General features: G+C 72.4%; 29 protein-coding genes and 1 riboswitch. Of the genes, 5 read left to right on the top strand and 24 right to left on the bottom strand.

Going from position 1 to position 26,507, the window contains the following annotated elements; translation table 11 throughout:
* Positions 1-100 precede the first annotated feature (100 nt).
* From metK to pyrR, 13 genes are all read right to left on the bottom strand, one after another.
* Positions 101-1,309 (bottom strand): methionine adenosyltransferase, encoded by a 1,209-nt coding sequence (gene metK / locus ACFXOZ_RS36395; protein ID WP_375889924.1) that lies wholly within the window; start codon positions 1,307-1,309, stop codon positions 101-103.
* 172 nt (positions 1,310-1,481) lie between these two features.
* Positions 1,482-2,711, bottom strand: coding sequence for a bifunctional phosphopantothenoylcysteine decarboxylase/phosphopantothenate--cysteine ligase CoaBC (gene coaBC / locus ACFXOZ_RS36390; protein ID WP_380524826.1), 1,230 nt, complete (start codon positions 2,709-2,711; stop codon positions 1,482-1,484).
* 207 nt (positions 2,712-2,918) lie between these two features.
* Entirely contained in the window at positions 2,919-3,188 is a 270-nt protein-coding gene (rpoZ, locus tag ACFXOZ_RS36385; protein ID WP_188297240.1) for a DNA-directed RNA polymerase subunit omega, read from the bottom strand.
* A gap of 37 nt (positions 3,189-3,225) precedes the next feature.
* Positions 3,226-3,783, bottom strand: a complete 558-nt coding sequence (gene gmk / locus ACFXOZ_RS36380; protein ID WP_375889928.1) for a guanylate kinase — start codon at positions 3,781-3,783, stop codon at positions 3,226-3,228.
* A 49-nt stretch (positions 3,784-3,832) separates the two neighbouring features.
* Positions 3,833-4,159: an integration host factor, actinobacterial type gene (gene mihF / locus ACFXOZ_RS36375; RefSeq protein ID WP_030290269.1), complete on the bottom strand. Its 327-nt coding sequence runs from the start codon at positions 4,157-4,159 to the stop codon at positions 3,833-3,835.
* Positions 4,160-4,555: 396 nt separating this feature from the next.
* On the bottom strand, positions 4,556-5,389 hold the full coding sequence (gene pyrF / locus ACFXOZ_RS36370) for an orotidine-5'-phosphate decarboxylase (protein WP_375889930.1): 834 nt from the start codon (positions 5,387-5,389) through the stop codon (positions 4,556-4,558).
* Between the two features lie 50 nt (positions 5,390-5,439).
* Entirely contained in the window at positions 5,440-6,543 is a 1,104-nt protein-coding gene (locus tag ACFXOZ_RS36365) for a quinone-dependent dihydroorotate dehydrogenase (protein WP_380524825.1), read from the bottom strand.
* A gap of 137 nt (positions 6,544-6,680) precedes the next feature.
* Positions 6,681-9,989 carry a carbamoyl-phosphate synthase large subunit gene (gene carB / locus ACFXOZ_RS36360; RefSeq protein WP_375889933.1) on the bottom strand — a complete coding sequence of 1,103 codons (3,309 nt, stop codon included), beginning with the start codon at positions 9,987-9,989 and terminating at the stop codon, positions 6,681-6,683.
* Positions 9,982-11,139, bottom strand: coding sequence for a glutamine-hydrolyzing carbamoyl-phosphate synthase small subunit (gene carA, locus ACFXOZ_RS36355; protein ID WP_380524824.1), 1,158 nt, complete (start codon positions 11,137-11,139; stop codon positions 9,982-9,984). Before carA ends, carB begins: the two co-directional genes overlap by 8 nt.
* Complete coding sequence (locus tag ACFXOZ_RS36350; RefSeq protein ID WP_375889937.1) at positions 11,136-11,708, bottom strand: hypothetical protein; 573 nt, start codon at positions 11,706-11,708, stop codon at positions 11,136-11,138. Before ACFXOZ_RS36350 ends, carA begins: the two co-directional genes overlap by 4 nt.
* Positions 11,705-13,009, bottom strand: a complete 1,305-nt coding sequence (locus ACFXOZ_RS36345; RefSeq protein ID WP_380524823.1) for a dihydroorotase — start codon at positions 13,007-13,009, stop codon at positions 11,705-11,707. The genes ACFXOZ_RS36350 and ACFXOZ_RS36345 overlap by 4 nt, the downstream gene beginning before the upstream one ends.
* Positions 13,006-13,992 carry an aspartate carbamoyltransferase catalytic subunit gene (locus ACFXOZ_RS36340; protein WP_375889941.1) on the bottom strand — a complete coding sequence of 329 codons (987 nt, stop codon included), beginning with the start codon at positions 13,990-13,992 and terminating at the stop codon, positions 13,006-13,008. The genes ACFXOZ_RS36345 and ACFXOZ_RS36340 overlap by 4 nt, the downstream gene beginning before the upstream one ends.
* Positions 13,993-13,996: 4 nt before the next feature.
* Complete coding sequence (gene pyrR / locus ACFXOZ_RS36335; RefSeq protein ID WP_380401474.1) at positions 13,997-14,620, bottom strand: bifunctional pyr operon transcriptional regulator/uracil phosphoribosyltransferase PyrR; 624 nt, start codon at positions 14,618-14,620, stop codon at positions 13,997-13,999.
* Positions 14,621-14,951: 331 nt separating this feature from the next.
* Between pyrR and ACFXOZ_RS36330 the strand changes: the two genes are divergently transcribed.
* Positions 14,952-15,455 (top strand): transcriptional regulator, encoded by a 504-nt coding sequence (locus ACFXOZ_RS36330; protein WP_030056198.1) that lies wholly within the window; start codon positions 14,952-14,954, stop codon positions 15,453-15,455.
* A gap of 119 nt (positions 15,456-15,574) precedes the next feature.
* Here the strand turns inward: ACFXOZ_RS36330 and ACFXOZ_RS36325 are convergent, their stop codons facing one another.
* The 10 genes from ACFXOZ_RS36325 to rpmB form a co-directional block, all read right to left on the bottom strand.
* Positions 15,575-16,555: a hypothetical protein gene (locus ACFXOZ_RS36325; RefSeq protein WP_380594182.1), complete on the bottom strand. Its 981-nt coding sequence runs from the start codon at positions 16,553-16,555 to the stop codon at positions 15,575-15,577.
* A 155-nt stretch (positions 16,556-16,710) separates the two neighbouring features.
* Positions 16,711-17,532 (bottom strand): thioesterase family protein, encoded by an 822-nt coding sequence (locus ACFXOZ_RS36320; protein WP_375889947.1) that lies wholly within the window; start codon positions 17,530-17,532, stop codon positions 16,711-16,713.
* A gap of 147 nt (positions 17,533-17,679) precedes the next feature.
* The gene (nusB, locus tag ACFXOZ_RS36315) at positions 17,680-18,117 is read right to left on the bottom strand and encodes a transcription antitermination factor NusB (RefSeq protein WP_350508646.1); all 438 of its coding nucleotides are present in this window, start codon (positions 18,115-18,117) and stop codon (positions 17,680-17,682) included.
* A 4-nt stretch (positions 18,118-18,121) separates the two neighbouring features.
* Positions 18,122-18,685, bottom strand: a complete 564-nt coding sequence (efp, locus tag ACFXOZ_RS36310; RefSeq protein WP_375889949.1) for an elongation factor P — start codon at positions 18,683-18,685, stop codon at positions 18,122-18,124.
* Between the two features lie 74 nt (positions 18,686-18,759).
* A complete protein-coding gene (locus ACFXOZ_RS36305) occupies positions 18,760-19,866 on the bottom strand; it encodes an aminopeptidase P family protein (protein WP_375889951.1) in 1,107 nt (368 codons plus the stop codon).
* 110 nt (positions 19,867-19,976) lie between these two features.
* Positions 19,977-20,150 (bottom strand): 50S ribosomal protein L32, encoded by a 174-nt coding sequence (gene rpmF / locus ACFXOZ_RS36300; RefSeq protein WP_375889952.1) that lies wholly within the window; start codon positions 20,148-20,150, stop codon positions 19,977-19,979.
* Positions 20,151-20,191: 41 nt separating this feature from the next.
* The gene (gene rpsR / locus ACFXOZ_RS36295; RefSeq protein WP_375889954.1) at positions 20,192-20,428 is read right to left on the bottom strand and encodes a 30S ribosomal protein S18; all 237 of its coding nucleotides are present in this window, start codon (positions 20,426-20,428) and stop codon (positions 20,192-20,194) included.
* Positions 20,429-20,460: 32 nt separating this feature from the next.
* Positions 20,461-21,630, bottom strand: coding sequence for a CobW family GTP-binding protein (locus ACFXOZ_RS36290; protein ID WP_380524866.1), 1,170 nt, complete (start codon positions 21,628-21,630; stop codon positions 20,461-20,463).
* 5 nt (positions 21,631-21,635) lie between these two features.
* Positions 21,636-21,941: a 30S ribosomal protein S14 gene (gene rpsN, locus ACFXOZ_RS36285; protein WP_375889956.1), complete on the bottom strand. Its 306-nt coding sequence runs from the start codon at positions 21,939-21,941 to the stop codon at positions 21,636-21,638.
* Positions 21,941-22,177 (bottom strand): 50S ribosomal protein L28, encoded by a 237-nt coding sequence (gene rpmB / locus ACFXOZ_RS36280; RefSeq protein ID WP_350508652.1) that lies wholly within the window; start codon positions 22,175-22,177, stop codon positions 21,941-21,943. The genes rpsN and rpmB overlap by 1 nt, the downstream gene beginning before the upstream one ends.
* Before the next feature lie 165 nt (positions 22,178-22,342).
* Here rpmB and rpmG point away from each other — a divergent pair, with 165 nt between their 5' ends.
* Both rpmG and ACFXOZ_RS36270 read left to right on the top strand, forming a co-directional pair.
* Positions 22,343-22,507 carry a 50S ribosomal protein L33 gene (rpmG, locus tag ACFXOZ_RS36275; RefSeq protein ID WP_350508653.1) on the top strand — a complete coding sequence of 55 codons (165 nt, stop codon included), beginning with the start codon at positions 22,343-22,345 and terminating at the stop codon, positions 22,505-22,507.
* Between the two features lie 29 nt (positions 22,508-22,536).
* Complete coding sequence (locus ACFXOZ_RS36270; protein ID WP_375889960.1) at positions 22,537-22,785, top strand: type B 50S ribosomal protein L31; 249 nt, start codon at positions 22,537-22,539, stop codon at positions 22,783-22,785.
* Between the two features lie 72 nt (positions 22,786-22,857).
* Here the strand turns inward: ACFXOZ_RS36270 and ACFXOZ_RS36265 are convergent, their stop codons facing one another.
* Positions 22,858-23,979, bottom strand: a complete 1,122-nt coding sequence (locus tag ACFXOZ_RS36265) for a HoxN/HupN/NixA family nickel/cobalt transporter (protein WP_375889961.1) — start codon at positions 23,977-23,979, stop codon at positions 22,858-22,860.
* Between the two features lie 31 nt (positions 23,980-24,010).
* Positions 24,011-24,205, bottom strand: a riboswitch (cobalamin riboswitch).
* 81 nt (positions 24,206-24,286) lie between these two features.
* Between ACFXOZ_RS36265 and ACFXOZ_RS36260 the strand changes: the two genes are divergently transcribed.
* Both ACFXOZ_RS36260 and ACFXOZ_RS36255 read left to right on the top strand, forming a co-directional pair.
* Complete coding sequence (locus tag ACFXOZ_RS36260; protein WP_380401448.1) at positions 24,287-24,670, top strand: ArsR/SmtB family transcription factor; 384 nt, start codon at positions 24,287-24,289, stop codon at positions 24,668-24,670.
* Positions 24,671-24,723: 53 nt separating this feature from the next.
* A complete protein-coding gene (locus tag ACFXOZ_RS36255; protein ID WP_375889965.1) occupies positions 24,724-26,406 on the top strand; it encodes a hypothetical protein in 1,683 nt (560 codons plus the stop codon).
* The last annotated feature ends 101 nt before the right edge of the window (positions 26,407-26,507 follow it).

Here is a 26,507-nt window from a genome sequence, read left to right as displayed (position 1 = left end):
TTCGCTCCCCAGTAATCCCCGGTCACAGCGACAGGACGCCCAAAGGGGCGCGGCGCCCCCCCCGCGCGGGGGGTGGGCGCCGCTCGGCAGAGCCGGGACGTCAGTCCTGGACGGCAGCCTTGAGCTGCTCCACGCGGTCGGTGCGCTCCCAGGTGAAGTCCGGCAGCTCACGGCCGAAGTGGCCGTACGCGGCGGTCTGGGAGTAGATCGGGCGCAGCAGGTCCAGGTCGCGGATGATCGCGGCCGGGCGCAGGTCGAAGACCTCGGAGACGGCCTTCTGGATGCTGAGGACCGGGACGGTCTCGGTGCCGAAGGTCTCCACGAACAGGCCGACCGGCTCGGCCTTGCCGATCGCGTACGCGACCTGCACCTCGGCGCGGCGGGCGAGGCCGGCGGCGACGATGTTCTTCGCCACCCAGCGCATCGCGTACGCGGCCGAGCGGTCCACCTTGGACGGGTCCTTGCCCGAGAAGGCGCCGCCACCGTGGCGGGCCATGCCGCCGTAGGTGTCGATGATGATCTTGCGGCCGGTGAGGCCGGCGTCGCCCATCGGGCCGCCGATCTCGAAGCGGCCGGTCGGGTTGACCAGCAGGCGGTAGCCCTCGGTGGTCAGCTTGATGCCCTGGTCGGCCAGCGCCTTGAGCTCCGGCTCCACGACGAACTCGCGGATGTCCGGGGTGAGCAGCGACTCCAGGTCGATGTCACTGGCGTGCTGGGTGGAGACGACCACGGTGTCGAGGCGGACGGCCTTGTCGCCGTCGTACTCGATGGTGACCTGGGTCTTGCCGTCGGGGCGCAGGTACGGGATGGTCCCGTTCTTGCGCACCTCGGTGAGGCGGCGGGAGAGGCGGTGCGCCAGGGTGATCGGCAGCGGCATCAGCTCGGGCGTCTCGTCGGACGCGTAGCCGAACATCAGGCCCTGGTCGCCGGCGCCCTGCTTGTCCAGGTCGTCCTCGTCGCCCTCGACCCGGGCCTCGTACGCGGTGTCGACACCCTGCGCGATGTCGGGCGACTGGGCACCGATGGACACCGACACGCCGCAGGAGGCGCCGTCGAAGCCCTTCTTGGAGCTGTCGTAGCCGATCTCCAGGATCTTGTCCCGGACGAGCTGGGCGATCGGGGCGTACGCCTTGGTGGTCACCTCGCCGGCCACGTGCACCTGGCCGGTCGTGATGAGCGTCTCCACGGCGACCCGGGAGGTCGGGTCCTCCCGCAGGAGAGCGTCAAGGATGGTGTCGCTGATCTGGTCAGCGATCTTGTCGGGGTGTCCCTCGGTCACGGACTCCGAGGTGAACAGGCGGCGAGACACAGCGCTCCCTGGGGTTGCAGCGGCTGCTGACTGAAGGCCCCCGGCGAACCGGGGACATCCGGAAAGACTTGATTCCTGGAGTCTAACCGGCTGCTTCCGCCGAACGTCACCCGCTTCCGGAAATCAAGAACGTTCTCCAGCGGGAATCCATCGGGAATCGAGCGGGAATCGATCAGTTCCGACCCGATTCCAGCCGCTTTGCCACCAGATCCCAGACCACGTCCGCGAGCACCTCCTTGGGGCCCACCGGTACGGGGGTCTCGGTGCCGTCCGCGCCCAGTACCACGGCCTCGTTGACGTCCTGCCCGAAGGCCTTGCCGTCGCCCACCTCGTTGACCACCAGCAGGTCGCACCCCTTCCGGGCGAGCTTGGCGCGGCCGTTGGCGAGCACGTCGTCGGTCTCCGCCGCGAAACCCACCACCAGTTGGCCCGAACGGGGGCGGTGCGCCGACAGTTCGGCCAGCACGTCGGGATTGCGGACCAGCGCGACCGGCGCCGGCTCGACCCCCTCGACCTTCTTGATCTTGCCGGTGGCGTACTCGGCGGGCCGGAAGTCCGCCACCGCCGCGGCCATCACCACGGCGTCCGCGGCCGCGGCCGCCGCCAGCGCCGCCTCGCGCAGCTCCAGCGCGGTCGAGACGTGCACCACGTCCACCCCGGCCGGGTCGGGCAGCTCGGCGTTGGCAGAGACGAGGGTCACCCGCGCCCCGCGGGCCGCGGCGGTCACGGCGAGCGCGTAGCCCTGCTTGCCGGAGGAGCGGTTGCCGAGGTAGCGCACCGGGTCCAGCGGCTCCCGGGTGCCGCCGGCCGAGACCACCAGGTGCCGGCCGGCCAGGTCGGTCGGCACCGCCCCGCCGCGGCGCAGCACGGCCCGGCAGGCCTCGAAGATCGCGCCGGGCTCGGGCAGCCGCCCCTTGCCGGTGTCCTTGCCGGTCAGCCGCCCGACGGCCGGCTCCAGCACGATCACGCCGCGGCGGCGCAGGGTGGCGACGTTCTCCCGGGTGGCGGGGTGCTCCCACATCTCGGTGTGCATCGCGGGCGCCACCACGACCGGACAGCGGGCGGTGAGCAGGGTGTTGGTGAGCAGGTCGTCGGCGAGCCCGTGGGCGGCCTTGGCGATCAGGTCGGCGGTGGCGGGGGCGACCACCACCAGGTCGGCCTGCTGGCCGATCCGCACGTGCGGCACCTCGTGCACGCGCTCCCAGGTCTCGGTGGCGGCCGGGCGGCCGGAGAGCGCGGCCCAGGTGGCCTCGCCGACGAAGTGCAGCGCCGCCGCGGTGGGCACCACGGTGACCTGGTGGCCGGACTCGGTGAACCGGCGCAGCAGCTCGCACGCCTTGTAGGCGGCGATCCCGCCGCTGACACCGAGGACCACGCGGGGGGCGTCCGCACTCGCGCTCATCTACCGGCCTTTCTCCGCATCGGGCACCCGACAGATCGGGAACCCGCCCACCCTACGACCCCTCGACGATCACTCGCACCGTGCCCCACCCCGACCGGGGGACGGCGAGCGGAGAACGCCGGAGGGCCCGGCGACCCCTACCGGAAAACGCCGGAGGGCCCGGCGGAAGAATTCCGCCCGGCCCTCCGGGGAAGTTGCGGGGCTGCCTCAGGCGGCGCCCTCGACCGCCTCGGCGGTCAGCATGCCGGCGTTGATCTCGCGCAGCGCGATCGACAGCGGCTTCTCGTGCACGTGGGTGTCGACCAGCGGGCCGACGTACTCCAGCAGGCCCTCGCCGAGCTGGGAGTAGTAAGCGTTGATCTGGCGCGCGCGCTTGGCGGCGTAGATCACGAGGCTGTACTTCGAGTCGGTGGCCTCAAGCAGCTCGTCGATCGGCGGGTTGATGATGCCCTCGGGCGCGGTCATGGAAGAGGACACGCGAAAACCTTCCGAAAGGGTGGAAAAGACTGACAGGTCAGGCTACACCGAGCAAGGCTAGCAGTTCGGCCGCTACCTGCTCGACGGAGGTGTTGACAAGGGTTGTGTCGAACTCGGTCTCGGCCGCGAGCTCGATCGTGGCCGCCTCCAGCCGCCGCTCGATCACGTCCTGCGGCTCGGTGCCCCGGCCGGTCAGCCGACGGACCAGCTCGTCCCAGCTCGGCGGAGCCAGGAAGACCAGCTGGGCGTCGGGCATCGACTCGCGCACCTGGCGGGCGCCCTGGAGGTCGATCTCCAGCAGGACGGGCTCACCGCGCTCCAGCTTCTCCAGCACCGCCGCGCGCGGGGTGCCGTAGCGGTTCCCCGCGAACTCGGCCCATTCCAGCAGCTCGCCGTTGGCGATCAGCTTGTCGAACTCGTCGTTGTCGACGAAGTGGTACTGGACCCCGTTCTTCTCGCCGGGCCTCGGGTGACGGGTGGTGGCCGACACCGAGAGCCAGACCTCGGGGTACATCTTCCTCATATGAGCGACGACCGTGCTCTTGCCGACCCCCGAGGGGCCGGAGAGCACGGTCAGCCGCGGACGCTCACTCATGCACCGATTATCCCGGATCGCGGACGATCCTGGGACCACGGGGGCACGGTCAGGCGGCGCCACCGCCGAACTCCCGCTCCAGGGAGGCGATCTGGTTCGTTCCGAGACCGCGGACACGGCGGCTCTCGCTGATGCCGAGGCGCTCCATGATCTGCTTGGCACGAACCTTGCCGACGCCCGGAAGGGACTCCAGCAGGGCCGAGACCTTCATCTTGCCGATGACGTCGTTGTCATTCTTGCCGGCCTTGATCACCTCGTGCAGGGAGGCGCCGGAGTGCTTGAGCCGGTTCTTGACCTCGGCGCGCTCCCGGCGAGCCTCGGCGGCCTTGGCGAGCGCGGCGGTGCGCTGTTCAGGGGTAAGGGGCGGAAGAGCCACGCCGTTCACCTCAGGGTGTGGAAGGAAGGGATTGAGCTATGACTGGTTCGGTACCTAGGACACCGTCCGCAAGGGGAGCCCAATGGGGAACCACAGGGCCCTGACCTGCGGGAGCTACGGGTTCGCGGCTCGCCGATGACCTATCGCCGGACACTACCCGGATTGCGGCGCCGCGTCAGGAAAAGAACACGAAAAGTCCTGGTCAGCCAAGGCCGACCAGGACTTTCCAGGGCAAAATGACCGCGATTGCGAGACTTTGGCGGGCTCGATGTGACGGCGCTCACGTCAACTCCGGTGCCGCCCCGCCGTCCTGCGGACACTGCGCACGGTCACCGATCGGCTACCGCGGCCCCACCGGCCGGACCGCTCGGGCCACTTGACGGCGTCCGCCGGTGCCTACTTGACGGCGTCCGCGAACTCGCCGACGAAGCGCTCCGCCGCCGCCCGCAGCGCCGGAACCGACGGCCCGTGCTTGAGCACGTCCCGGCTGACGCTCGGCACCACGTTGATCACCGAGGCGCCGAACACCCGCGGCAGGTCCGCCATGGTCGCACCCTGGGCGCCGATCCCGGGGGCCAGCAGCGGGCCGTTGATGGCCAGGTCCACGCCCGCGTCGGCCAGCGTCGCGCCGACCACCGCGCCGAAGGAGCCCAGCGGCGCGGCGTCCGCGTTCTCCGCCGCCAGCTGGCGCAGCACGGAGGCCGCGACCGGCTCGCCGTCCGCCCCGACGGCGCGCTGCACCTCGGCGCCCTCCGGGTTGGAGGTGAGCGCCAGCGCGAACACCCCGCAGCCCTGCTCGCGGGCCAGGTCGAGGGCCGGGCGCAGCGACCCGAAGCCCAGGTACGGGCTGACCGTGACGGCGTCCGAGAACAGCGGGCTGCTCGGCGACAGGAAGGCCTCCGCGTAGGCGGCCATGGTGGAGCCGATGTCGCCGCGCTTGGCGTCCATCAGCACCAGCGCGCCGGCCGCCCGGGCCTCCTCGACGGCCTTCTCCAGCACCGCGACGCCCTTGCTGCCGAAGCGCTCGAAGAAGGCGGCCTGCGGCTTGAGCACCGCGACCCGGTCGGCCAGGGCCTCCACCACGGTGCGGCTGAACGTCTCCAGCCCCGCGAGGTCGTCGCCGAGCCCCCAGGCGGAGAGCAGGGAGGCGTGCGGGTCGATGCCGACGCAGAGCTGGCCGCGGGTGTCGAGGGCCTGGCGCAGCCGGGCGCCGAACGGGGCGAGGGTCATGTCGTCCTTTCCAGGGGTGGTACGGCCTGCTGCGAGACCGGTCAGGGGGTTCAGGCGCCGCGGACGGCGCTGCCGACGGCCGCGGCGAGGTCGCGGAAGCCCGCGGCCCGGATCCGGGCGGAGAGGCCCTTGTGGATCCGGCGGCACCAGAACGGACCCTCGTAGATGAAGGCGCTGTAGCCCTGCACCAGGTCGGCGCCGTGGATGATCCGCTGCCAGGCGTCCTCGGCGGTCTCCACGCCGCCGACCGAGACCAGGGTCAGCCGGCCGCCGGTGCGGGCGCGCAGCCGCTGGAGGACCTCCAGGGCGCGGGCCTTGAGCGGGGCGCCGGACAGGCCGCCCATGCCGATCTCCTCGACCCGCTGCGGGTCGGCGAGCAGGCCGCCGCGGCCGATCGTGGTGTTGGTGGCGATGATGCCGTCCAGGCCCAGCTCCAGGGCGAGGTCGGCGACGGCGTCGACGTCCTCGTCGGCCAGGTCCGGGGCGATCTTGACCAGCAGCGGCACGTGGTGCGCGGTGGCGCGGTCGGCGGCCTCGCGCACGGCGGCGAGCAGCGGGCGCAGGTGGTCGACGGCCTGGAGGTTGCGCAGCCCGGGGGTGTTCGGGGAGCTGACGTTGACCACCAGGTAGTCGGCGTACTTGGCCAGCCGCTCGGTCGACTTGACGTAGTCGGCGACGGCGTCGGCCTCCTCGACCACCTTGGTCTTGCCGATGTTGACGCCGATCACCGGGGTGGAGCTGGTGTGCGGGCGGGCCGCCAGCCGGGCCGCGACCCGGGCCGAGCCCTGGTTGTTGAAGCCCATCCGGTTGATCAGCGCGCGGTCCTCGACCAGGCGGAACAGCCGGGGCGCCGGGTTGCCGGGCTGGGGCTCCCCGGTGATGGTGCCGATCTCGACGTAGTCGAAGCCGAGCATGGCCAGGCCGTCGATGCCGACGCCGTTCTTGTCGAAGCCGGCCGCGAGCCCGAACGGGCCGGGCAGGTCGAGGCCGAGGGCCCGGGTGCGCAGCGCCCGGTCGCGCGGGGCGAGCACCAGCCGCACCAGGGTGCGCAGGCCGGGCACCGAGGAGGCGAGGCGGATCCAGAAGAAGGCCAGGTGGTGGGCCCTCTCCGGGTCCATCCTCTTGAAGACGAGGTCGAACAGGAACTTGTACAAAGCGGGATCAACTCCGAAGGCAGCAGCGGGTTCAGGGCGCGGGCGCAGCCCGTCGAAGGAAGGGGGGTGGCGGGCGACGGGCGGGCATACGAGTGGGGGGCACCAATCCGGCTCCGGTGCCCCCCACTGCGGTGGTGCTACTTGCGGCCGGCGTTGATCAGCTCGGCGTGCTCCTGGAGCGACATCACTCCGACCTCGTCGCGCAGCAGCGCGTCCATGCCCTGGACGGCCGCGCCCATCGCCTGGACGGTGGTCAGGCAGGGCACCCCGCGGGAGACCGCCGCGGTGCGGATCTCGTAGCCGTCCAGGCGCCCGCCGGTGCCGTACGGCGTGTTGATGATCAGGTCGACCTCGCCGTCGTGGATCAGCTGGACGATGGTCTTCTCACCGTTCGGGCCCTCGCCCTCGCTGTGCTTGCGCACCAGCGTGGACGGGATGCCGCCGCGCTGGAGCACCTCGGCGGTGCCGGCGGTGGCGAGCACCTCGAAGCCGAGGCCGACCAGCGCCCGGGCCGGGAAGACCAGGTTGCGCTTGTCCCGGTTGGCGACCGAGACGAAGACCTTGCCCTTGGTCGGCAGCGCGCCGTAGGCGCCGGCCTGGGCCTTGGCGTAGGCGGTGCCGAAGACCTTGTCGATGCCCATGACCTCACCGGTCGAGCGCATCTCCGGGCCGAGCACGGTGTCCACGCCGCGGCCGTGGATGTCGCGGAAGCGGCTCCACGGCATCACGGCCTCCTTGACCGCGATCGGCGCGTCGGCCGGCAGGGTGCCGCCGTCGCCCTCGGCCGGGAGCAGGCCCTCGGCGCGCAGCTCGGCGATGGTGGCGCCGAGCGAGACCCGGGCGGCGGCCTTGGCCAGCGGCACCGCGGTCGCCTTGGAGGTGAAGGGGACGGTACGGGAGGCGCGCGGGTTGGCCTCCAGCACGTAGAGGATGTCCCCGGCCAGCGCGAACTGGATGTTGATCAGGCCGCGGACGCCGACACCGCGCGCGATGGCCTCGGTGGAGGTGCGCAGGCGCTTGATGTCGTAGCCGCCGAGGGTGATCGGGGGCAGCGCGCAGGCGGAGTCGCCGGAGTGGATGCCGGCCTCCTCGATGTGCTCCATGACGCCGCCGAGGTAGAGCTCGGTGCCGTCGTAGAGCGCGTCGACGTCGATCTCCACCGCGTCGTCCAGGAAGCGGTCGATCAGCACCGGGTGCTCGGAGATCAGACCGGCGTGCCGCTCCAGGTAGGACGCGAGCGAGGCCTCGTCGTAGACGATCTCCATGCCGCGGCCGCCGAGCACGTAGGACGGGCGGGCCAGGACGGGGTAGCCGATCTCGTCGGCGATCGCCTTGGCCTCCGCGAAGGAGAAGGCGGTGCCGTGCTTGGGGGCGGGCAGTCCGGCGTCGCGCAGCACGCGGCCGAAGGCGCCGCGCTCCTCGGCGAGGTCGATCGCCTCGGGCTGGGTGCCGACGATCGGCACGCCGTTGTCCTTGAGCGCCTGGGCCAGGCCGAGCGGGGTCTGGCCGCCGAGCTGGACGATCACACCGGCCAGCGGACCGGCCTGCTGCTCGGCGTGGACGATCTCCAGCACGTCCTCCAGGGTGAGCGGCTCGAAGTAGAGCCGGTCGGAGGTGTCGTAGTCGGTGGAGACGGTCTCCGGGTTGCAGTTGACCATGACGGTCTCGAACCCGGCCTCGGCCAGCGCGAAGGAGGCGTGCACGCAGGAGTAGTCGAACTCGATGCCCTGGCCGATGCGGTTGGGGCCCGAGCCGAGGATGATCACGGCCGGCTTGGTGCGCGGGGCGACCTCGCTCTCCTCGTCGTAGGACGAGTAGAAGTACGGGGTCTTGGCGGCGAACTCGGCGGCGCAGGTGTCGACGGTCTTGAACACCGGGCGGATGCCGAGCGCGTGGCGCACCTCGCGGACGACGTCCGGGCGCAGGCCGCGGATCTCGCCGATCTGCTGGTCGGAGAAGCCGTGCCGCTTGGCGTGGCGCAGCAGCTCGGGGGTGAGCTCCTCGGCCTCGGCCAGCTCGCCGGCGATCTCGTCCAGCAGGAAGAGCTGGTCGACGAACCACGGGTCGATCTTCGTGTACTCGAAGACCTCCTCCGGGGTGGCGCCGGCCCGGATGGCGTCCATCACGGTGTTGATCCGGCCGTCGGTCGGCACGGTGGCCTTGACCAGCAGCTCGGTCTTCTCGCCGAGCGGGCTCGTCCAGGTGAACTGGGAGCCCTTCTTCTCCAGCGAGCGCAGCGCCTTCTGCAGCGCCTCGGGGAAGTTGCGGCCCATGGCCATGGCCTCGCCGACCGACTTCATGGTGGTGGTCAGCGTGGCGTCGGCGCTCGGGAACTTCTCGAACGCGAACCGCGGGACCTTCACCACGACGTAGTCGAGGGTCGGCTCGAAGGAGGCCGGGGTCTGCTCGGTGATGTCGTTGGGGATCTCGTCCAGGGTGTAGCCGACGGCCAGCTTGGCGGCGATCTTGGCGATCGGGAAGCCGGTGGCCTTGGAGGCGAGCGCCGAGGAGCGGGAGACGCGCGGGTTCATCTCGATGACGATGACCCGGCCGTCGTCGGGGTTGACGGCGAACTGGATGTTGCAGCCGCCGGTGTCGACGCCGACCTCGCGGATCACGGCGATGCCGATGTCGCGCAGGATCTGGTACTCGCGGTCGGTGAGGGTCATCGCCGGGGCGACGGTGATCGAGTCACCGGTGTGCACGCCCATCGGGTCGAAGTTCTCGATGGAGCAGACGACCACGACGTTGTCGTTCTTGTCGCGCATCAGCTCCAGCTCGTACTCCTTCCAGCCGAGGATGGACTCCTCCAGGAGCACCTCGGTGGTCGGCGAGAGGGCCAGGCCCTGGCCGGCGATCCGGCGCAGGTCCTCCTCGTGGTGGGCGAAGCCGGAGCCGGCGCCGCCCATGGTGAAGGAGGGGCGCACCACGACCGGGTAGCCGCCGAGCGTGTCGACGCCGGCCAGCACCTCGTCCATGGTGTGGCAGATGACCGAGCGGGCGGACTCGCCGTGGCCGATCTTGGCCTTGACGGCCTCGACGACGCCCTTGAACAGCTCGCGGTCCTCGCCCTTGTTGATCGCCACGACGTCGGCGCCGATCAGCTCGACGCCGTACTTCTCCAGCGTGCCGGCGCTGTGCAGCGAGATCGCGGTGTTGAGCGCGGTCTGGCCGCCCAGGGTCGGCAGCAGGGCGTCGGGGCGCTCCTTGGCGATGATCTTCTCGACGAAGTCCGGGGTGATCGGCTCGACGTAGGTGGCGTCGGCGATCTCCGGGTCGGTCATGATCGTGGCCGGGTTGGAGTTGACCAGCACGACCCGCAGGCCCTCGGCCTTGAGGACGCGGCAGGCCTGGGTGCCCGAGTAGTCGAACTCGGCGGCCTGGCCGATGACGATCGGGCCGGAGCCGATCACCAGGACGGACTTGATGTCACTGCGCTTAGGCACGCTGGCCCTCCATGAGCTTCACGAAGCGGTCGAACAGGTAGGCGGCGTCGTGCGGGCCGGCGGCCGCTTCGGGGTGGTACTGCACGCTGAAGGCGGGGACGTCGAGTGCCTGGAGGCCCTCGACGACGTCGTCGTTGAGGCAGACGTGGGAGACCTCGACCCGCCCGTAGGGGGTGTCGCTCACCTTGTCCAGCGGCGCGTTCACGGCGAAGCCGTGGTTGTGGGCGGTCACCTCGACCTTGCCGGTGGTGCGGTCCTGCACCGGCTGGTTGATGCCGCGGTGGCCGTACTTGAGCTTGTAGGTGCCGAAGCCGAGGGCGCGGCCGAGGATCTGGTTGCCGAAGCAGATCCCGAAGAACGGGGTCGCCCGCTCCAGCACGCCCTGCGCGACGGCGACCTGGTGGTCGGCGGTGGCCGGGTCGCCCGGGCCGTTGGAGAAGAAGACGCCGTCCGGGTTGACGGCGTAGACGTCCTCCAGGCTGGAGTCGGCGGGCAGCACGTGCACCTCGATGCCGCGCTCGGCCATCCGCTGCGGGGTCATCGCCTTGATGCCGAGGTCCAGCGCGGCGACGGTGAACTTCTTCTCACCGACGGCGGGCACGATGTACGGCTCGGTGGTGGCGACCTCGGCGCACAGGTCGGCGCCCTTCATCTCGGGCGACTGCTGAACCCGGGCGAGCAGGGCGGCCGGGTCGGCCAGCGCCTCGCCGGAGAAGATCCCGCAGCGCATCGCGCCGCGCTCGCGCAGGTGGCGGGTCAGCGCGCGGGTGTCGATGCCGCTGATGCCGACGACGCCCTGGCGGGTCAGCTCCTCGTCCAGCGAGCGGCGGGAGCGCCAGTTGGAGGCCACCCGGGCGGGGTCGCGCACGACGTAGCCGGCGACCCAGATCTGCTTGGACTCGTCGTCCTCGTCGTTCCAGCCGGTGTTGCCGATCTGCGGCGCGGTCATCACGACCACCTGGCGGTGGTACGACGGGTCGGTGAGGGTCTCCTGGTAGCCGGACATGCCGGTGTTGAAGACCGCCTCGCCGAAGGTCTCGCCGGTCGCGCCGTAGGCCTGGCCGCGGAAGGTCCGGCCGTCCTCCAGGACGAGCACGGCCGGGATGCGCTCCCGCCGTTGGCGCTGCGTGGTGGGGGCAGGTGCGGTCATTGCGCGGCCTCTTCCGTCTTCTTCGTCTTCGTGGTACGTGTTGCGAGCTCGTTGATCGCCTCGACCCAGGCGGCGTGCTCGTCGGGGTGGTCGGCCCGGAAGCCGGAGTCCAGCTCGGTGCCCTCGTGGGCCCAGGTGACGACCAGCAGTCCGGAGGGGACGACCTTCCCGGCGATCCCGGAGTCCGTCCGGGCACCGGTGAGGTGCTCGGCCGGGATCCAGAAGTCGACGTCGCCGGGGCGCTGCACCAGCAGCCCGTCCGTGCCGAGGGTGAGGTCGGCCCGGCTGCGGGTGCCCAGGCCGTGCGCGACGACCCGGTCGAGCCAGTTCCCGGCGGTGGTGCTGCCGTGGTACCGCCCGCTGGTCTCCAGGATGGTGCGTCCGGCGCGGGCCGGCACGGCGGGCAGCGGCGGGATCCCGGACTGCAGGGTCCGGCGCCAGTTCCAGCCCTGGCGCATCAGCCAGTAGATCAGGCCGATGACGAGCATCAGTCCGACCGCCCAGCCGATGTAGTCCGGCCAGTCGGTGACCCTCGCCTGCTCCCTGGCCAGCGACGCGTAGCCGGTCACGCCAGGCCGCCCTGCTCGGCCGGCTCGCCGGCCAGCACGGTGGCGCGGCCGCGCAGGAAGGTGGCGTGCACCCGTCCGGGCAGGTCCATGCCCTTGTAGGGGGTGTTGCGGCTGCGGGTGGCGAAGCTCTCGGGGTTCACGGCCCCACGGTACGCGGGATCGAAGAGCACCAGGTTGGCGGGCTCACCCACCGAGATCGGCCGGCCGTGCCCGGTGAGACGGCCGATCCGGGCCGGGCGGTGCGACATCCGGTCGGCGACGCCCTCCCAGTTCAGCAGGCCGGTGTCGACCATGGTCTGCTGGACGACCGACAGCGCGGTCTCCAGGCCGACCATGCCCATCGCGGCCACGGCCCACTCGCAGTCCTTGTCCTCGGCCGGGTGCGGCGCGTGGTCGGTGGCGACGGCGTCGATGGTGCCGTCGGCCAGCGCCTTGCGCAGCGCCTGGACGTCCTCGGCGGTGCGCAGCGGCGGGTTCACCTTGTACACCGGGTCGTAGGAGCGGACCAGCTCGTCGGTGAGCAGCAGGTGGTGCGGGGTCACCTCGGCGGTGACGTCCCAGCCCTTGGACTTGGCCCAGCGGACGATCTCGACCGAGCCGGCCGTGGAGAGGTGGCAGACGTGCAGCCGGGAGCCGACGTGCGCGGCGAGCAGCACGTCGCGGGCGATGATCGACTCCTCGGCGACGGCCGGCCAGCCGCCGAGCCCGAGCTCGCCGGAGACCTGGCCCTCGTTCATCTGGGCGCCCTCGGTCAGCCGCGGCTCCTGGGCGTGCTGGGCGACGACGCCGTCGAAGGCCTTGACGTACTCCAGGGCGCGGCGCATCAGCACCGCGTCGTCCACGCACTTGCCGTCGTCGGAGAAGACCCGGACGCCGGCCGCGGACTCGTGCATCGCGCCGAGCTCGGCGAGCTTCTTGCCGCCCAGGCCGACGGTGACCGCGCCGACCGGCTGCACGTCGCAGTAGCCGGCCTCCTGGCCGAGCCGCCAGACCTGCTCGACCACGCCCGCGGTGTCGGCCACCGGGGTGGTGTTGGCCATCGCGTGCACGGCGGTGAAGCCGCCCATCGCGGCGGCCCGGGTGCCGGTGAGCACCGTCTCGGCGTCCTCGCGGCCGGGCTCGCGCAGGTGGGTGTGCAGGTCGACCAGGCCGGGCAGGACGATCATGCCGGTGGCGTCGATCTCGATGTCCGCCTCGACCGCCAGGCCGGTGCCGATCTCCTGGATGACGCCGTCGGCGAGGTGGAGGTCCTGCGGGGCGCCGCCCAGGATCTTGGCGTTGCGGATCAGGTAGCTGGTCACTGGGCGGTCTCCACGGAGTCGGTGCGGGGGGCGGCGGCGGTGTCTGCGAGGGTGGCCCCGCCGAGCAGCAGGTACAGGACGGCCATCCGGACGGAGACGCCGTTGGCGACCTGCTCGACCACGGTGCAGCGCGGCGAGTCGGCGACCTCGGCGGTGATCTCCATGCCGCGGACCATCGGGCCGGGGTGCATCACGATGGCGTGCCCGGGCAGCTGGGCCATCCGGAGGCCGTTCATGCCGTAGCGGCGGCTGTACTCGCGCTCGGTCGGGAAGAACGCGGCGTTCATCCGCTCGCGCTGCACCCGCAGCATCATCAGCGCGTCGGTCTTGGGCAGCACGCTGTCGAGGTCGTAGCTGACCTCGCAGGGCCAGTTCTCGATGCCGATCGGCAGCAGGGTCGGCGGGGCGACGAAGGTCACCTGGGCGCCGAGGGTGGTCAGCAGGTGCACGTTGGAGCGGGCGACCCGGCTGTGCAGGATGTCGCCGACGATGGTGACCCGGCGCCCGGCCAGGTCGTTGCCCAGGCCGGCGTTGAGGTGGCGGCGCATGGTGAAGGCGTCGAGCAGGGCCTGGGTGGGGTGCTCGTGGGTGCCGTCGCCGGCGTTGATCACGCTGCCGTGCAGCCAGTCGGACTGGGCCAGCCGGGCCGGCGCGCCCGAGGCGTGGTGGCGGATGACGACCGCGTCGGCCCCCATCGCCTGGAGGGTGAGCGCGGTGTCCTTGAGGCTCTCGCCCTTGGAGACCGAGGAGCCCTTGGCGGAGAAGTTGATGACGTCCGCGGACAGTCGCTTCTCGGCGGCCTCGAAGGAGGTCTTGGTGCGGGTGGAGTCCTCGAAGAAGAGGTTGACGACGGTGCGGCCGCGCAGCGTGGGCAGCTTCTTGACGGCCCGGCCGGAGAGCTGGGCGAGCTCCTCGGCGGTGTCCAGGATCAGCAGCGCGTCGTCGCGGCTGAGATCGGCGGCGGAGACGAGGTGGCGCTTCACGCGGCTACTCCGGGAGGTGCGGTTCGGTGGGCTGGGAGGCCATGGCCTGCGAGCTGCGGGCGGCGTGGTCGCGGTCGCCGACCAGTACGGCGTCCACGCCGTCGGTGTCGGCCAGGCGGACCTGCACGGCCTCGCGCAGCGAGGTGGGGAGGTTCTTGCCCACGTAGTCCGCCCGGATCGGCAGCTCGCGGTGGCCGCGGTCGACCAGGACGGCGAGCTGCACGGCGCGCGGGCGGCCGATGTCGTTCAGCGCGTCCAGCGCGGCGCGGATGGTGCGGCCGGAGAACAGCACGTCGTCGACGAGGATGACCAGCTTGCCGTCGATGCCGCCGGGCGGGATCTCGGTGTGCTCCAGGGCGCGGGCGGGCTTCAACCGCAGGTCGTCCCGGTACATGGTGATGTCCAGGGTGCCCAGCGGGATCTCGCGCCCGGTGATCTGGGCCAGCCGGCCGTGCAGGCGGCGGGCGAGGTGGACGCCCCTGGTGTGGATGCCGAGCAGCACGACGTCCTCCGCGCCCTTGGCGCGCTCGACGATCTCGTGCGCTATCCGGGTGACGACCCGGGCGATGTCCGTGCCGTCCAGCACCTGGTGCGGCGGTCGCGGCGTGGGTTCCTGATGTGTGGTCATGCCGAAGCGGACCTCCTTCCCCGCCTCACTGGACGGGCCTTAAAGGATGTCTGGGATTGGGCCCCCGCCGACCGGGCGTGGGCTTCGGGTCATCCTATCAGCGCGCCGCACGGCAAACGGACCTCCATCATTCCGCTTCTCCGGGTTCACGCACCGGATGCGCCGATGATGCGGGCCATTCGCACGACTGCCCCATTCGGCTTGACGCAACTACCTTACTCTACGTAACCTCACAGTGAGTTACGAGACAGGCGTCGAACCCACCGGTAACGACGCCGGCAACGCCCGTGACCCACCACTGAACGCGAAGCAATCTCGTCCGGGGAGATCAATGTCCAGCGACTACGCGAAGCAGCTCGGAGGCAAGCTCCGAGCGATCCGCACTCAGCAGGGGCTCTCCCTGCACGGTGTCGAGGAGAAGTCCCAGGGGCGCTGGAAGGCAGTCGTCGTCGGCTCGTACGAGCGCGGCGACCGTGCGGTCACCGTGCAGCGGCTGGCCGAGCTCGCCGAGTTCTACGGCGTGCCGGTGCAGGAACTGCTGCCCGGAGGCACCCCCGGCGGCGCGGCCGAGCCGCCGCCGCGCCTGGTCCTCGACCTGGAGAGACTGACCCAGGTGCCGTCCGAGAAGGCCGGTCCGCTACAGCGCTACGCGGCGACCATCCAGAGCCAGCGCGGCGACTACAACGGCAAGGTCCTCTCGATCCGCCAGGACGACCTGCGCACGCTGGCCGTGATCTACGACCAGTCGCCGTCGATCCTCACCGAGCAGCTGATCTCCTGGGGCGTGCTCAACCCCGACGCGCGCCGCGCGGTGCGCGAGGAGGACGCGAGCTGACGCTCGCGCTCCGGCTCCGCCGGAAAAGCGGGCCTCGGCCTGCAACGGCTTGCAGAAACGTCACGGCGCGGCCCCCGGTTTCCGGGGGCCGCGCCGCGGCGTGCCGGGCGGTCACCGGCTCAGCAGACCGTGCCCAGGCTGTAGCCCGGCTGCGCCGCCACGCCGTCCAGCCGCACCGGGCGGGCGGCCGGCGCCCAGTCCGGGCCGCTGCTCGACCACGCCCAGGCGGCGGGCAGGAAGCATCCGTCAGCGGCTCCGCCGCGGGACTCATCAGCGGCTCCCCCGCGGGCCCTCTCGGCGGCTCCGCCGGAGGCCGCCGACCCCTGCGAGCCGTGCAGCACCGCGACGCCCGGCAGCTCCAGCGCCAGCCCGGCGCACAGCACCGCGCAGACCAGCTCCAGGTCCTCGTCGTTGATCCGCGCCACGCCGTCCTCCCACTGCAGGACCCGGGCCGCCGCGGCCAGCCGCCCGCCCGGCGCGTCCACCCGCAGGCGCAGCTCGTACACCCCGGCGCCCGCGCCCACCAGCATCCGGCGGAACACCTCGCCACCGCGCTGGTAGGCGGCCCGCACCCAGCGCGCGTGCTCCTCGTCGGTCCCCCCCGCACCCCCGTACAGCCCGCCGTCGAGCAGCAGGTCGGCGTGGCAGAGCGTCAGCCCGTTCTCCCGGGCCCGGACCAGTCGCGGCACGAAGTCCCCGGCCAGTTCCTCGCCCTGATAGGGCAGCAGCTGGGTCTGCAACGGCGGGTTGACCAGGTAGCGGTCGCGGGCGGCGGACTCGGCCGGGTCCAGGCCGTGCAGCAGGCAGAACTCCTCGAAGTCCTGCGGGTGGAACATCCGGGCCCGGACGGTCTCGAACCGCTCCAGCGCGTCGGCCAGCAGCTCCGCGGTGTCGGCCAGGTAGCGCTCGTAGTCGGGGGCGTCGCACACGCCCCAGGCCCGGGCCCGCGCGAAGTCCGCGGCATTGGTGAGCACACCGAGGACGAACGCCTGCTCGGCCCCCTCGACCCGCCGCGGCCGGTGCGGCGCCCGCAGCGCGGGGCGCAGGCCGCCGGCGGTGCAGTCGGAGTTGCGGCGGGCGCGGCCCTTGCGGCTGGTCATCGGTGGCTCCTGACATCTGCTGGGGGCCGTCGAACGGTACGGTGACGGTCAGCGGCGGGGCTCGCCGCTGACCGTGTTACTCCCCAGTTCCGCGCGCCACACACGTACGGCGTGTCACGGAAATGTAACCACCGGTAATAGGGGTCGTCGCGGCCTCAGCGCGGCACCCGGGCCAGCTGCCGGGACTGGGCGACCAGGCGTCCGGCCTCGTCCCAGACCTCGGCGTCCTCCTCGAAGTAGCCGCCGGCCACGTTGCGGGTGGAGTGGACGACCCGCAGCCAGCCCGGGGCGGGCCTGGCCCGCAGGTGGACGGTCAGCTCGACGGTCGGGGCCCAGCCCGGCAGGCCGAGGTCGAAGGTGACCGGCGGGAGCGCGTCGGCGACCAGCAGGAGCAGCAGCGGGTCGGGGTCGCGGCCGTCGGCGAGCCGGAACCAGCCCTGGATCCGGCCGTTGCCGGAGGGCTGGCCGAGCGCCCAGCCGACGGTGGCCGGGTCGAGCCGCAGGTCGAAGCGCTCCAGCAGGGCGGCCTGCTCGATCAGCTGCCTGGGCGCGTGCTCGACGCCGATGCACTGGTCCGGCGGCGGCAGCTGCGGCGGGGTCGCGGTGGTGCGCACCTCGCCGTCGGCGGCGGCGAGGTCGCCGTGGCTGGCCACCACGCGCAGGCGTTCGACGCCGTCCTGGCTGAGCGAGGCGGTGCCGGTGGACAGCCCGCGACCGGTGCGCAGCACCTCGGTGCGGACGGTGGCCGGGCCGGGGGTGGAGGCGGACAGGTAGTAACCGCTGATCGACACCGGGTCGGGGTGCTGCCCGTGCTCCAGCGACAGCGCGTGTCCGGCCACCGCGAGCAGCAGCCCGCCGTTGACCCCGCCGCCGATCTGCCAGCCGGCGCCGAGCTCGGCCTCGTAGCGGCCGGCCTCCTCGGGGTGTCTGGTGAGGGCGATGCCCCGGTCGAACTCGCTGCGGGTCGCGGTGCTCATGGGTGTGGCCTGCCCTTCGGGTCGCCGACGGCGCCGTCGGCGAAGTTACTGACGAGTAGCACCCACCCTACGCCCACCGGGTGAAACGCGGAACGGCCGCAGGCCCCGGAGTTCCGGGGGCCTGCGGCCGTCTGCGAACAGCACCGATCAGCGGCGGATGCTCGGCTTCAGCTCCAGGAAGCGGGCCAGCATGCCGTTGACGAAGGCCGGGGAGTCGTCCGTGGAGAACTCCTTGGCGATCTCGACGGACTCGTCCAGGACGACCGCGTCCGGGACGCCGTCCTCCCAGATCAGCTCGTACGCGCCGAGCCGCAGGACGTTGCGGTCCACGATCGGCATCCGGTCGAGGGTCCAGCCCACCGCGTACTGCTCGATCAGGTCGTCGATGCGACGCGCGTGCTGGACGTACCCCTCGATCAGCTCCATGGTGTACTCGCCCACCTGCGGGGTGCCCTCGTCGGGCTTGGGCTCGCGGGCGCGCGCCACCCAGTCGGCAAGGACCTGCTGCGGGTCGACCCCGCGGTGGTCGGCCTCGAAGAGGATCTGGAAGGCCCGGGTACGGGCCTTGCTACGTGCGGCCGACACGGACTTACTTCACCCGGCCGAGGTAGCTGCCGTCGCGGGTGTCGACCTTGACCTTCTCGCCGGTGACGACGAAGAGCGGGACCTGGATCTCGGCACCGGTCTCCAGGGTGGCCGGCTTGGTGCCACCGGTGGAGCGGTCGCCCTGCACGCCCGGCTCGGTGTGGGAGATCACGAGCTCGACGGAGGTCGGGAGCTCGATGTAGAGCACCGCACCCTCGTTGGTGGCGACGAGGGCCTCGAAGCCCTCCAGCAGGTAGTTCGCGGCGTCACCGACGACGGCCGGCTCGATCGTGATCTGGTCGTAGGTGTCCATGTCCATGAACACGAAGTTCTCGCCGTCCTTGTACGAGAACTGCATGCCGCGCTTGTCGACGTTGGCGGTCTCGACCTTGGTGCCGGCGTTGAAGGTCTTGTCGACGACCTTGCCCGTCAGGACCTCCTTGAGCTTCGTACGCACGAAGGCCGGGCCCTTGCCGGGCTTGACGTGCTGGAACTCGACGACGGACCAGAGCTTGCCGCCCTCCAGCTTGAGGACCATGCCGTTCTTGAGATCGTTCGTGGAAGCCACGGGCGCACTTACTCCTGGATATAGCTGTCAAGGAACCAAGGGTTCGCGTCCTGCCGCCGGCCCGGGGGCCGCCGTCACAGGGCGAGGAGCTCCTTGGTGGTGATGGTGAGCAGCTCGGGCCCGCCCTCCTCGAGGGGGCGCACCACGAGCGTGTCCTCGATCCGGACCCCGCCCTTGCCCGGGAGGTGGACCCCTGGACCGACGGTGACCGGCACGCGGCTGTCCAGTTTACCCATGTCCGACGGACCGAGGCGCGGCGCCTCCCGGATCTCCAGCCCGATGCCGTGGCCGACCGGGTGCGGAGAGGCCTCGGCGTGCCCGGCCGCCTCCAGGACCTGCCGGGCCACCCGGTCGGGCACGCACTGCTCGACGCCCGGGCCGAGCGCCTCCCGACCCGCCCGCTGGGCGCGGAAGACCAGCCGGTGCAGCTCGACCTGCCAGGGCGCGGGAGCCGCTCCGATCACGAAGGTCCGGGCGGTCGAGACGCCGTAGCCCCGGTACTGGGCGCCCATCACCACGGTGAGGAAGTCGCCCTCCTCCACCCGGCGGTCGGTGGGCTGGTGGGCGGGCTGGCCGGAGTGGCTGCCGGTGCCGACCGACACCGGGAAGGCCGCCCGGTCGGCTCCGTGGTCGATCATCCGGCGCTCCAGCTCCATCGCCAGGTGCCGCTCGGTCCGGCCGACCAGGATCGACTCCAGCAGCTCGCCCAGCGCCTGGTCGGCGATCTCGGCGGCGATCCGCAGGTCCGCGATCTCGTGCTCGTCCTTGACCACCCGCAGCCGCTCCACCACCTGGCCGAGGTCCGCCAGCCGGCCGCCCTCCAGCAGGCCCGCGACCGCCCGGTGCCGGGTGACGGTCAGGTCGTGCTCCTCGACCGCCAGGTCGCGCACCCCCAGCCGGTCCGCGGTGGCGGCGGCCGCCAGGGCGGTGTCCGCCCCGGCCGCCACCGGCACCTGGGTGACGTCCGCGGCGATCAGGTGCTCCCCCGAGTCGTCCGGCGGCAGGTCGTCCGGGAGCGTCAGCAGCACCCGGTCCCGGGTCAGCAGCAGGGTCGCCCCGCAGGGCGCGCAGCCCGTCAGGTACCGCACGTTCGCCGCCCGGGTGATCAGCGCCGCGTCGGCGCCGGCCGCGCTGCAGTGCTCCCTCACCCGCTCCCGCCGCCCCGCGTACGCATCCGCCATGCGTCGAGCCTACGAACCCCCGGCCCGAAGCGCCCGCCGAGCACCCCCGAGGGATGCGCCGGCACCCCACTGCGCCCCGCGCGCCCCCGCGCACTCCCCGCTGACCGCCGTCACCTCCCCTCCGGGTCGATCAGGCCCCGGCGGTAGGCCGGGACGAGGTTCTGCGGGACGAGCATCTCCCGGCCGTTCAGGGTGATCGGGACGAGCTTCGGGCCGGTCGCCTTCCACTGGGCGCGGCGGTGCCGGGTGTTGCTGCGCGAGGTCCTGCGCTTGGGAACTGCCATCGGGGGCTCCTGTCGGGTGGTGCCGGGCCGTCGGGTCCGGGCTAACGGGTGGTGCCGGAGGCGTACGGGAGGAGGGCCGTCTCGCGGGCGTTCTTGACCGCCCGGGCCACCGCCCGCTGCTGCTGGACGGTGAGCCGGGTGACCCGCCGGCTGCGGATCTTGCCGCGGTCGGAGACGAAGCGGCGCAGCAGGTCGGTGTCCTTGTAGTCGACGTACTCGATGCCGGCCGCGACCAGCGGGTTGGGCCGGGCCTTCGGCGCGGCGGTGCGGTTGCGCACGGGTGCTCCCTTGCGGTGGTGGGCGGTGTCGGTCAGTGGTGGACGGGGTCGAGGAGGTCCCGGAAGCCGTCCGGGAGGGCCTTCCAGCCGGGTTCGCCGGCGGCGAGTTCGGTGTCGGTGAGCAGGCAGGAGTCGAGCAGTTCGGTGAGGCCGTCGACGTCCAACCCCTCCGCGGTGAAGCTGAGCTGCTGCACCCGGTCCCCGTGCAGGGGGTGCCAGTCGAGGGCGGCCGCGGCGCGGCGGGCCGGCGGGTAGAGGTCCCAGGCGGCGTCGGGCAGGGCGATCAGCCAGGGCCCGCACTCCTCGACCGCGAGGTTGGCCCCGGCCGCGTCCCAGGCGAGCATCAGGTCGGGCCGGTTGGCGAGCCAGAACCGGCCGCGGCTGCGCTGGGCGGCCGGGACGAGCAGTTCGAGGGCCCGGTGCAGCCGTTCCGGGTGCAGCGGCCGGCGGCGCTCCCAGACCAGGGTGCTCACCCCGGCCTCGTCGCTCTCCTGGGGGAGCAGCGCGATCGCCGGGTTGACGCGGTCGCGCGCGGCGGCCACGTCGAAGCCGCCGAGGGCGGCCCGGGCGAGCGCACCGGTGCCGAGCCGGACCACCCGGGCGGTCGGGTGGAGCTGGCGCAGCAGCGCGAGCCCCGGCGCGTGCGCGGTGGCGCGCGGCACGGCGAGCGTGGTGGCGTACTCGACCTGGTGGGCGAGCGCCTCGGCGCGGGTGCGTTCGTCCCGGGCGGCGGTGTGCTGCCCGTGCTCCACCAGCTCGTCGGGCACGGAGAGTTCGCCGACCAGCCGGTCCGGGTCGACGGCGGTGACCACGCCCGCGAGTTCGATCGCCTCCGCCAGGGGGCGGCCGTCCACCTCGCCCCCGGCGAGCACCTCGACCGCGGGGTGCGGGTCGCTGCCGCCCCAGAGTTCGACCACCGCGAGCCCGTACCGGCCGCCGTCGGCGAGTTCCAGCAGCCGGGGCAGCAGGTCCTCGCGCAGGGCGCAGCACGGGCAGTCGTTCACCAGCGGGACCGAGCCGGTGTCGAACGCCCCGCCGGCGTCCCGCAGTTCGCGGTGGACCAGGCCGCGCGCGGCGTCCCGCAGGTCGTGCCGCAGCACCACGGCGTCCACCGCGGCGGCCGTCAACTCCTCGACGGCGGACCGGCGTTCGTCCGGGTGCAGCCCGGCGACCACCACCACCGGGAGCCTGGTGCCGTCCATGCCGCTCACCAGCTCGCCTTGCGCACGCCCGGCAGGTGTCCGGCGTGGGCGTGGACGCGCAGGTTGACCCGGGAGAGGCCGAAGGCGCGCAGGTAGCCGCGCGGCCGGCCGTCGACGGCATCGCGGTTGCGGACCCTGGTGGGGCTCGCGTCGCGGGGCTGGCGGGCGAGTTCGGCCTGGGCGGCGGCGCGCTCGGCGGGGGCGGTGCCGGGGTGGGCGATGAGCCGCTTGAGTTCGGCCCGGCGCTGGGCGTAGCGGGCGACGATCACTCGCCGCTGCTCGTTCTTGGCGATCTTGCTCTGCTTGGCCATCAGACCTTCCCCCCTCGGGCGCGGATGCGGGCGACGGCGGCCTCGACGCCGATCGTGTCGACGGTCTTGATCCCCTTGGCGCTCAGCACCAGCCGGACGTACCGGCCCTCACTGGGCAGCCAGTAGCGCTTGCGCTGGATGTTGGGGTCGAAGCGGCGCGGGGTGCGGCGGTGCGAGTGCGAGATCGCGTTGCCGAAGCCGGGCCGGCGGCCGGTGAGCCGGCAGTGGGCGGACATGGGTGCTCCCTGGCGTCCGGGAATGGGCAGGACGGAGGTCACGTTACACCAGATGAAAATGACATCCATTTCGGTGTACGGTTCCGATCCATCCCCGCGAACCCCGCACCCGGAGGCCCCCGGACCCCGAGGGTCCACGGGCCCGAGACCCCAGGAGGACGCCCGATGGCCCGCAGCGAACTGCGCCCCGTGATCAAGCTCCGCTCCACCGCCGGCACCGGCTACACGTACGTGACCCGCAAGAACCGCCGCAACGACCCGGACCGGATGGTCCTGCGCAAGTACGACCCGGTCGCGGGCCGGCACGTCGACTTCCGCGAAGAGCGCTGACCGCACGAACCCCTCGGAGGAGCCCAGCCATGAAGCCCGGAATCCACCCCGCCTACCGCCCGGTCGTCTTCCGCGACAAGGTCGGCGGCCTCGCCTTCCTCACCCGCTCCACGGTCACCGGTGACCGCACGGTCGAGTGGGAGGACGGCAACACCTACCCGGTGATCGACGTCGAGATCTCCTCGGCGAGCCACCCCTTCTACACCGGCCAGTCCCGGGTGCTCGACACCGCCGGCCGGGTCGAGCAGTTCCGCCGCCGCTACGGCGACCGGCACTGACGGCGGAACGCGAACGGCGCCTCCCCGGCTCGGGGAGGCGCCGTTCGCGACGCGCGGACACTGCCGCCACCGCTACTGCTGCTGCGTGGGCGTCCAGCGCTTCTCGACGCCCGCCAGCTTCCAGTACGCGATGGCGATCGCCCACACCACCACGAACAGCCCGGCGATCGCGTAGCCGACGTTGTCCAGCGAGATGTCCGCGATGAACCCGGTCACCGGGTCGGTCAGGTCGAGCTTCTCGTGCAGCACGCCGACCAGCTCGATGGTGCCGATGATGAAGGCCACCGCGATCGACAGCCCGGTGATGGTCAGGTTGTAGTACACCTTGCGCACCGGGTTGGAGAAGGCCCACTGGTACGCGAAGTTCATGAACGTCCCGTCCAGGGTGTCGAACAGGCTCATCCCGGCCGCGAACAGCAGCGGCAGGCAGACGATCGCGTACCAGGGCAGCCCGGCCGCCGCGCCCGAACCGGCCATCACCATCAGGGTGACCTCGGTCGCGGTGTCGAAGCCCAGGCCCAGCACCATGCCGACCGGGAACATCTGCCCGGGCCGGGTGATCGAGCGGGTCGCCCGGTTCAGGATCCGGGCCATGAAGCCGCGCGAGTCGAGGTGCGCCTCCAGCTCCGACTCGTCGAACTGCCCGGCCCGCATCGAGCGGAACACCTTGAGGATGCCGAGCAGCGCCGCCAGGTTGAGCGCTCCGATCAGGTAGAGGAAGGCGCCGGAGGCCGTGGTGCCGACCAGCCCGAGCCACTTGTGGGTGGCCGAGTCGTCGTCCATCAGCGTGTTCGCCAGCTGGGCGCCGCCCGCCACCAGGGCAGCCATGATGACCACCATCGAGGAGTGGCCGAGCGCGAACCAGAAGCCGACCGAGACCGGCCGCTTGCCGTCCGCCATCAGCTTGCGGGTGGTGTTGTCGATCACCGCGATGTGGTCGGCGTCGAAGGCGTGCCGCATGCCGAGGGTGTAGGCCGTGATGCCCAGGCCCACCCCGAAGACCTGGGTGCCGACGGCGTAGTTGTGCGGCGCGACCAGGAAGACGAGGGTCCCGAAGGCCACCACGTGCATGGCCAGGATCACCCCCATCAACCCGGCGGTCCGGAGGGTGTCCTCGCGCTTCCACCGGAAGGTGGGCAGTACGGAGGGGGCGGGGCCCGCCTCGGCGGGCGCGGCGGTTTCGGGCAGGGTCATCTTCGGATCACGCTCCAGCACCTCGTGGAATGACTTCGTGAGATGCCGTGGCCGGTCTCCTGGCTCACGGGGCTTCCCGACCCGCCTTCCCAGGTGCACGAAGCACCCAGTGGCACGTGGATCCGGACGACTGTCCCCCGATCACAGTGGCGAGGGCCGCTCCGGAATGGGACCTGTTGAGGGTCCGTCACCGGTCTTCCCGAGCACCACGGCGGGGAACACCGTAGGGGCAGGACCACACCCTCGCAAGGTTGCGCACCTGTGCAGGTGTCCAGGATCACAGGTCGTGAGCTGCCAGAATGTCCGCATGCATCTCGTACCGGCCGACCGCGCGGGCCACCGCACCATCGACGGACACCGGGTCTGCGAGGCCATCGCCGCCATCGGGGACACCGCCCACGTCCGGACCTGGGCCGAGCGGTTCTCCCTGCTCTCCGACCCCGGCCGGCTCGCCCTGCTGCTCGCCCTCCACCGGGCCGGCCCGCTCGCCGTCAGCGACCTGGCGGTCGCCACCGGCATGCGCGACCCGGCCGTCTCCCAGGCCCTGCGACTGCTCCGCACGGCGGGCGTGGTCACCGGCGACAAGGACGGACGCGTGGTGCGCTACCGGCTCGTGGACGACGCCCTGCGCCCCCTCCTCGACGAGTGCGCCGCCGCCGACCACGAGGAGCCCGCCGCGGCGGCGGGCTGACCGACACTCGGCAAACCACGCCGGGGGCGCGGCGGGGTGAGTACGATCACGATGTGCCGTCCCACCCCCACGTCTGGCCCGCCGACCGCTGGAACACCCGCCCGGTCAAGGCCCGCGTGCTGGCGGTCGCCCGCACCCTCACCTCGGCGACCCGGGTCCTGGACGTCCTCACCCTGCTCGACCCGGACGGCATCGAGCGGTACTTCACCGTCAACCCCGGCTCCGCCTTCGCCGACCGCGCCCTGGACGAGTACCTCCACGGCCTGCCCGGCTACACCGTGCTGGACTGGGAGGACGCCGTCCGCCACCGCTTCGACCTGGCCGTCGCCTGCGCCGTCCACGCCTCCATGCACCGGCTGGACGCCCGCCTGGTCGTCCTCCCGCACGGTGCCGGCTACAACCGCCTGGTCACCGAGTCCACCGGCGACGCGGTCAGCTCCGCCGGCCTCTCCCGCAACGAACTCACCCACCGCGGAGAGGTGTTCGTCGACGTCCTCGGCCTCTCCCACCCCGAACAGCTGGACCGGCTGCGGGCCTCCTGCCCCGAGGCCCTGGACGTCGCCGAGGTCGTCGGCGACCCGTGCTTCGACCGGATCCTGCGCAGCCGACGCTCCCGCGACGGCTACCGCGCCGCCCTCGGCGCCGTCGACGGCCGGCGACTCGTCGTCGTCGACTCCACCTGGAGCGAGCACTCGTTATTCGGCCGTCACCCCGACCTGCCGCAGCGGCTGGTCCGCCGACTGCCCGCCGACGAGTACGCGGTGGCCGTCGTGCTGCACCCCAACATCTGGAGCCGGCACGACCCGGCGGCCCTGCTCGACGACGCCCGGCGGATGGGCCTGCGCCTCGTCCCGCCCCACCAGGGCTGGCAGGCCGCCCTCGTCGCCGCCGACGTCATGATCGGCGACCACGGCTCGGTCTCCTTCTACGGCGCCGCCCTGCGACGGCCCACGATGATCGTCGCCACCGGCGCCGCCGAACTCGACCCGCGGTCCCCCAGCTACGCCTTCGGCCAGGCCGCACCCGTCCTCGACCCCGACGGCGACCTCGCCGCCCAACTCGAACTCGCCCTGGCCCGGACCCCGGACGACCGCACCGACCTGACGGCCATCACCGACCGCTCGCTCGCCCACCGCGGCGAATCCGCCCGACTGCTGCGCCCACTGCTCTACTCCTTCCTCGACGGCCTCGACGAGCCCGCCGGCGAACCCGTCCTGCCGCCCTACCCCAAGCCCGCGCCCCGGCCCGGAGGCGGCGAAGGGCCCAGCGCGTACGACGTCGAGGGCAAGAGCGAGGGGACGGAGGTCAGCCTGCGGCGCTACCCCTTCCACCCCGACGACCACACCCCGCGCGGCTTCCACGCCCTCACCGACGACCACCCGGGCGACGCCCTGCGGTACACCGCCGAAGTCCTCGCCCGCACCGAGGCCCGGGCCGAACGCCCCGCCGTCGAGTGGCTCGCCGACACCGCCCTCGAACTGCCCGGCCTCGCCGTCGCGGTGGCCGCCCTCGGCCCGGCCCGGCACCTGCTCCGGCTGCCCGGCGGCCGACTCCTCGAAGCCCACGCCGCACGCGACTTCGGCAGCCCCGAGCCCGTCCTCGACCCCCTGCTGCTCGGCTCCGCCGTCGCCTGCTGGCTCTCCGACGGCGGCGACCCGGCCGGCCTGCCCGAGCACGGCCTCACCGTCCGCACCGGCCGGCACTGCACCCGGGTCGCCTTCACCGCCGGGCCCTGACCGGCCCCGGACAGGCCCTAACCGGCCAGCTCCCGCAGCCGGGCCCGGCTCCGCGCCGCCAACTCCGGGTCGTCCAGTTCCTCGGCGAGGGCGAGCAGCAG

The sequence above is a fragment of the Kitasatospora sp. NPDC059160 genome (genome assembly GCF_042755465.1).
Taxonomy (GTDB): Bacteria; Actinomycetota; Actinomycetes; order Streptomycetales; family Streptomycetaceae; genus Kitasatospora.
The sequence above is the reverse complement of the archived record's forward strand: the minus strand, read 5'-3'. Positions and strand labels throughout refer to the sequence as shown.

Bases quoted from the DNA above. Each gene is read 5' to 3' on its own strand.
- coaBC (WP_380524826.1), bottom strand. From the start codon at position 2,711: ATGAGCGCGAGTGCGGACGCCCCCCGCGTGGTCCTCGGTGTCAGCGGC.
- gmk (WP_375889928.1), bottom strand. From the start codon at position 3,783: ATGAGTGAGCGTCCGCGGCTGACCGTGCTCTCCGGCCCCTCGGGGGTC.
- pyrF (WP_375889930.1), bottom strand. From the start codon at position 5,389: ATGACCCTCGCCCCGTTCGGCGCCCGGCTGCGCCAGGCCCTCGACACC.
- carA (WP_380524824.1), bottom strand. From the start codon at position 11,139: ATGACCGCACCTGCCCCCACCACGCAGCGCCAACGGCGGGAGCGCATC.
- pyrR (WP_380401474.1), bottom strand. From the start codon at position 14,620: ATGACCACACATCAGGAACCCACGCCGCGACCGCCGCACCAGGTGCTG.
- ACFXOZ_RS36330 (WP_030056198.1), top strand. From the start codon at position 14,952: ATGTCCAGCGACTACGCGAAGCAGCTCGGAGGCAAGCTCCGAGCGATC.
- ACFXOZ_RS36325 (WP_380594182.1), bottom strand. From the start codon at position 16,555: ATGACCAGCCGCAAGGGCCGCGCCCGCCGCAACTCCGACTGCACCGCC.
- ACFXOZ_RS36320 (WP_375889947.1), bottom strand. From the start codon at position 17,532: ATGAGCACCGCGACCCGCAGCGAGTTCGACCGGGGCATCGCCCTCACC.
- ACFXOZ_RS36305 (WP_375889951.1), bottom strand. From the start codon at position 19,866: ATGGCGGATGCGTACGCGGGGCGGCGGGAGCGGGTGAGGGAGCACTGC.
- rpmF (WP_375889952.1), bottom strand. From the start codon at position 20,150: ATGGCAGTTCCCAAGCGCAGGACCTCGCGCAGCAACACCCGGCACCGC.
- ACFXOZ_RS36290 (WP_380524866.1), bottom strand. From the start codon at position 21,630: ATGGACGGCACCAGGCTCCCGGTGGTGGTGGTCGCCGGGCTGCACCCG.
- rpsN (WP_375889956.1), bottom strand. From the start codon at position 21,941: ATGGCCAAGCAGAGCAAGATCGCCAAGAACGAGCAGCGGCGAGTGATC.
- rpmB (WP_350508652.1), bottom strand. From the start codon at position 22,177: ATGTCCGCCCACTGCCGGCTCACCGGCCGCCGGCCCGGCTTCGGCAAC.
- rpmG (WP_350508653.1), top strand. From the start codon at position 22,343: ATGGCCCGCAGCGAACTGCGCCCCGTGATCAAGCTCCGCTCCACCGCC.
- ACFXOZ_RS36270 (WP_375889960.1), top strand. From the start codon at position 22,537: ATGAAGCCCGGAATCCACCCCGCCTACCGCCCGGTCGTCTTCCGCGAC.
- ACFXOZ_RS36265 (WP_375889961.1), bottom strand. From the start codon at position 23,979: ATGACCCTGCCCGAAACCGCCGCGCCCGCCGAGGCGGGCCCCGCCCCC.
- ACFXOZ_RS36260 (WP_380401448.1), top strand. From the start codon at position 24,287: ATGCATCTCGTACCGGCCGACCGCGCGGGCCACCGCACCATCGACGGA.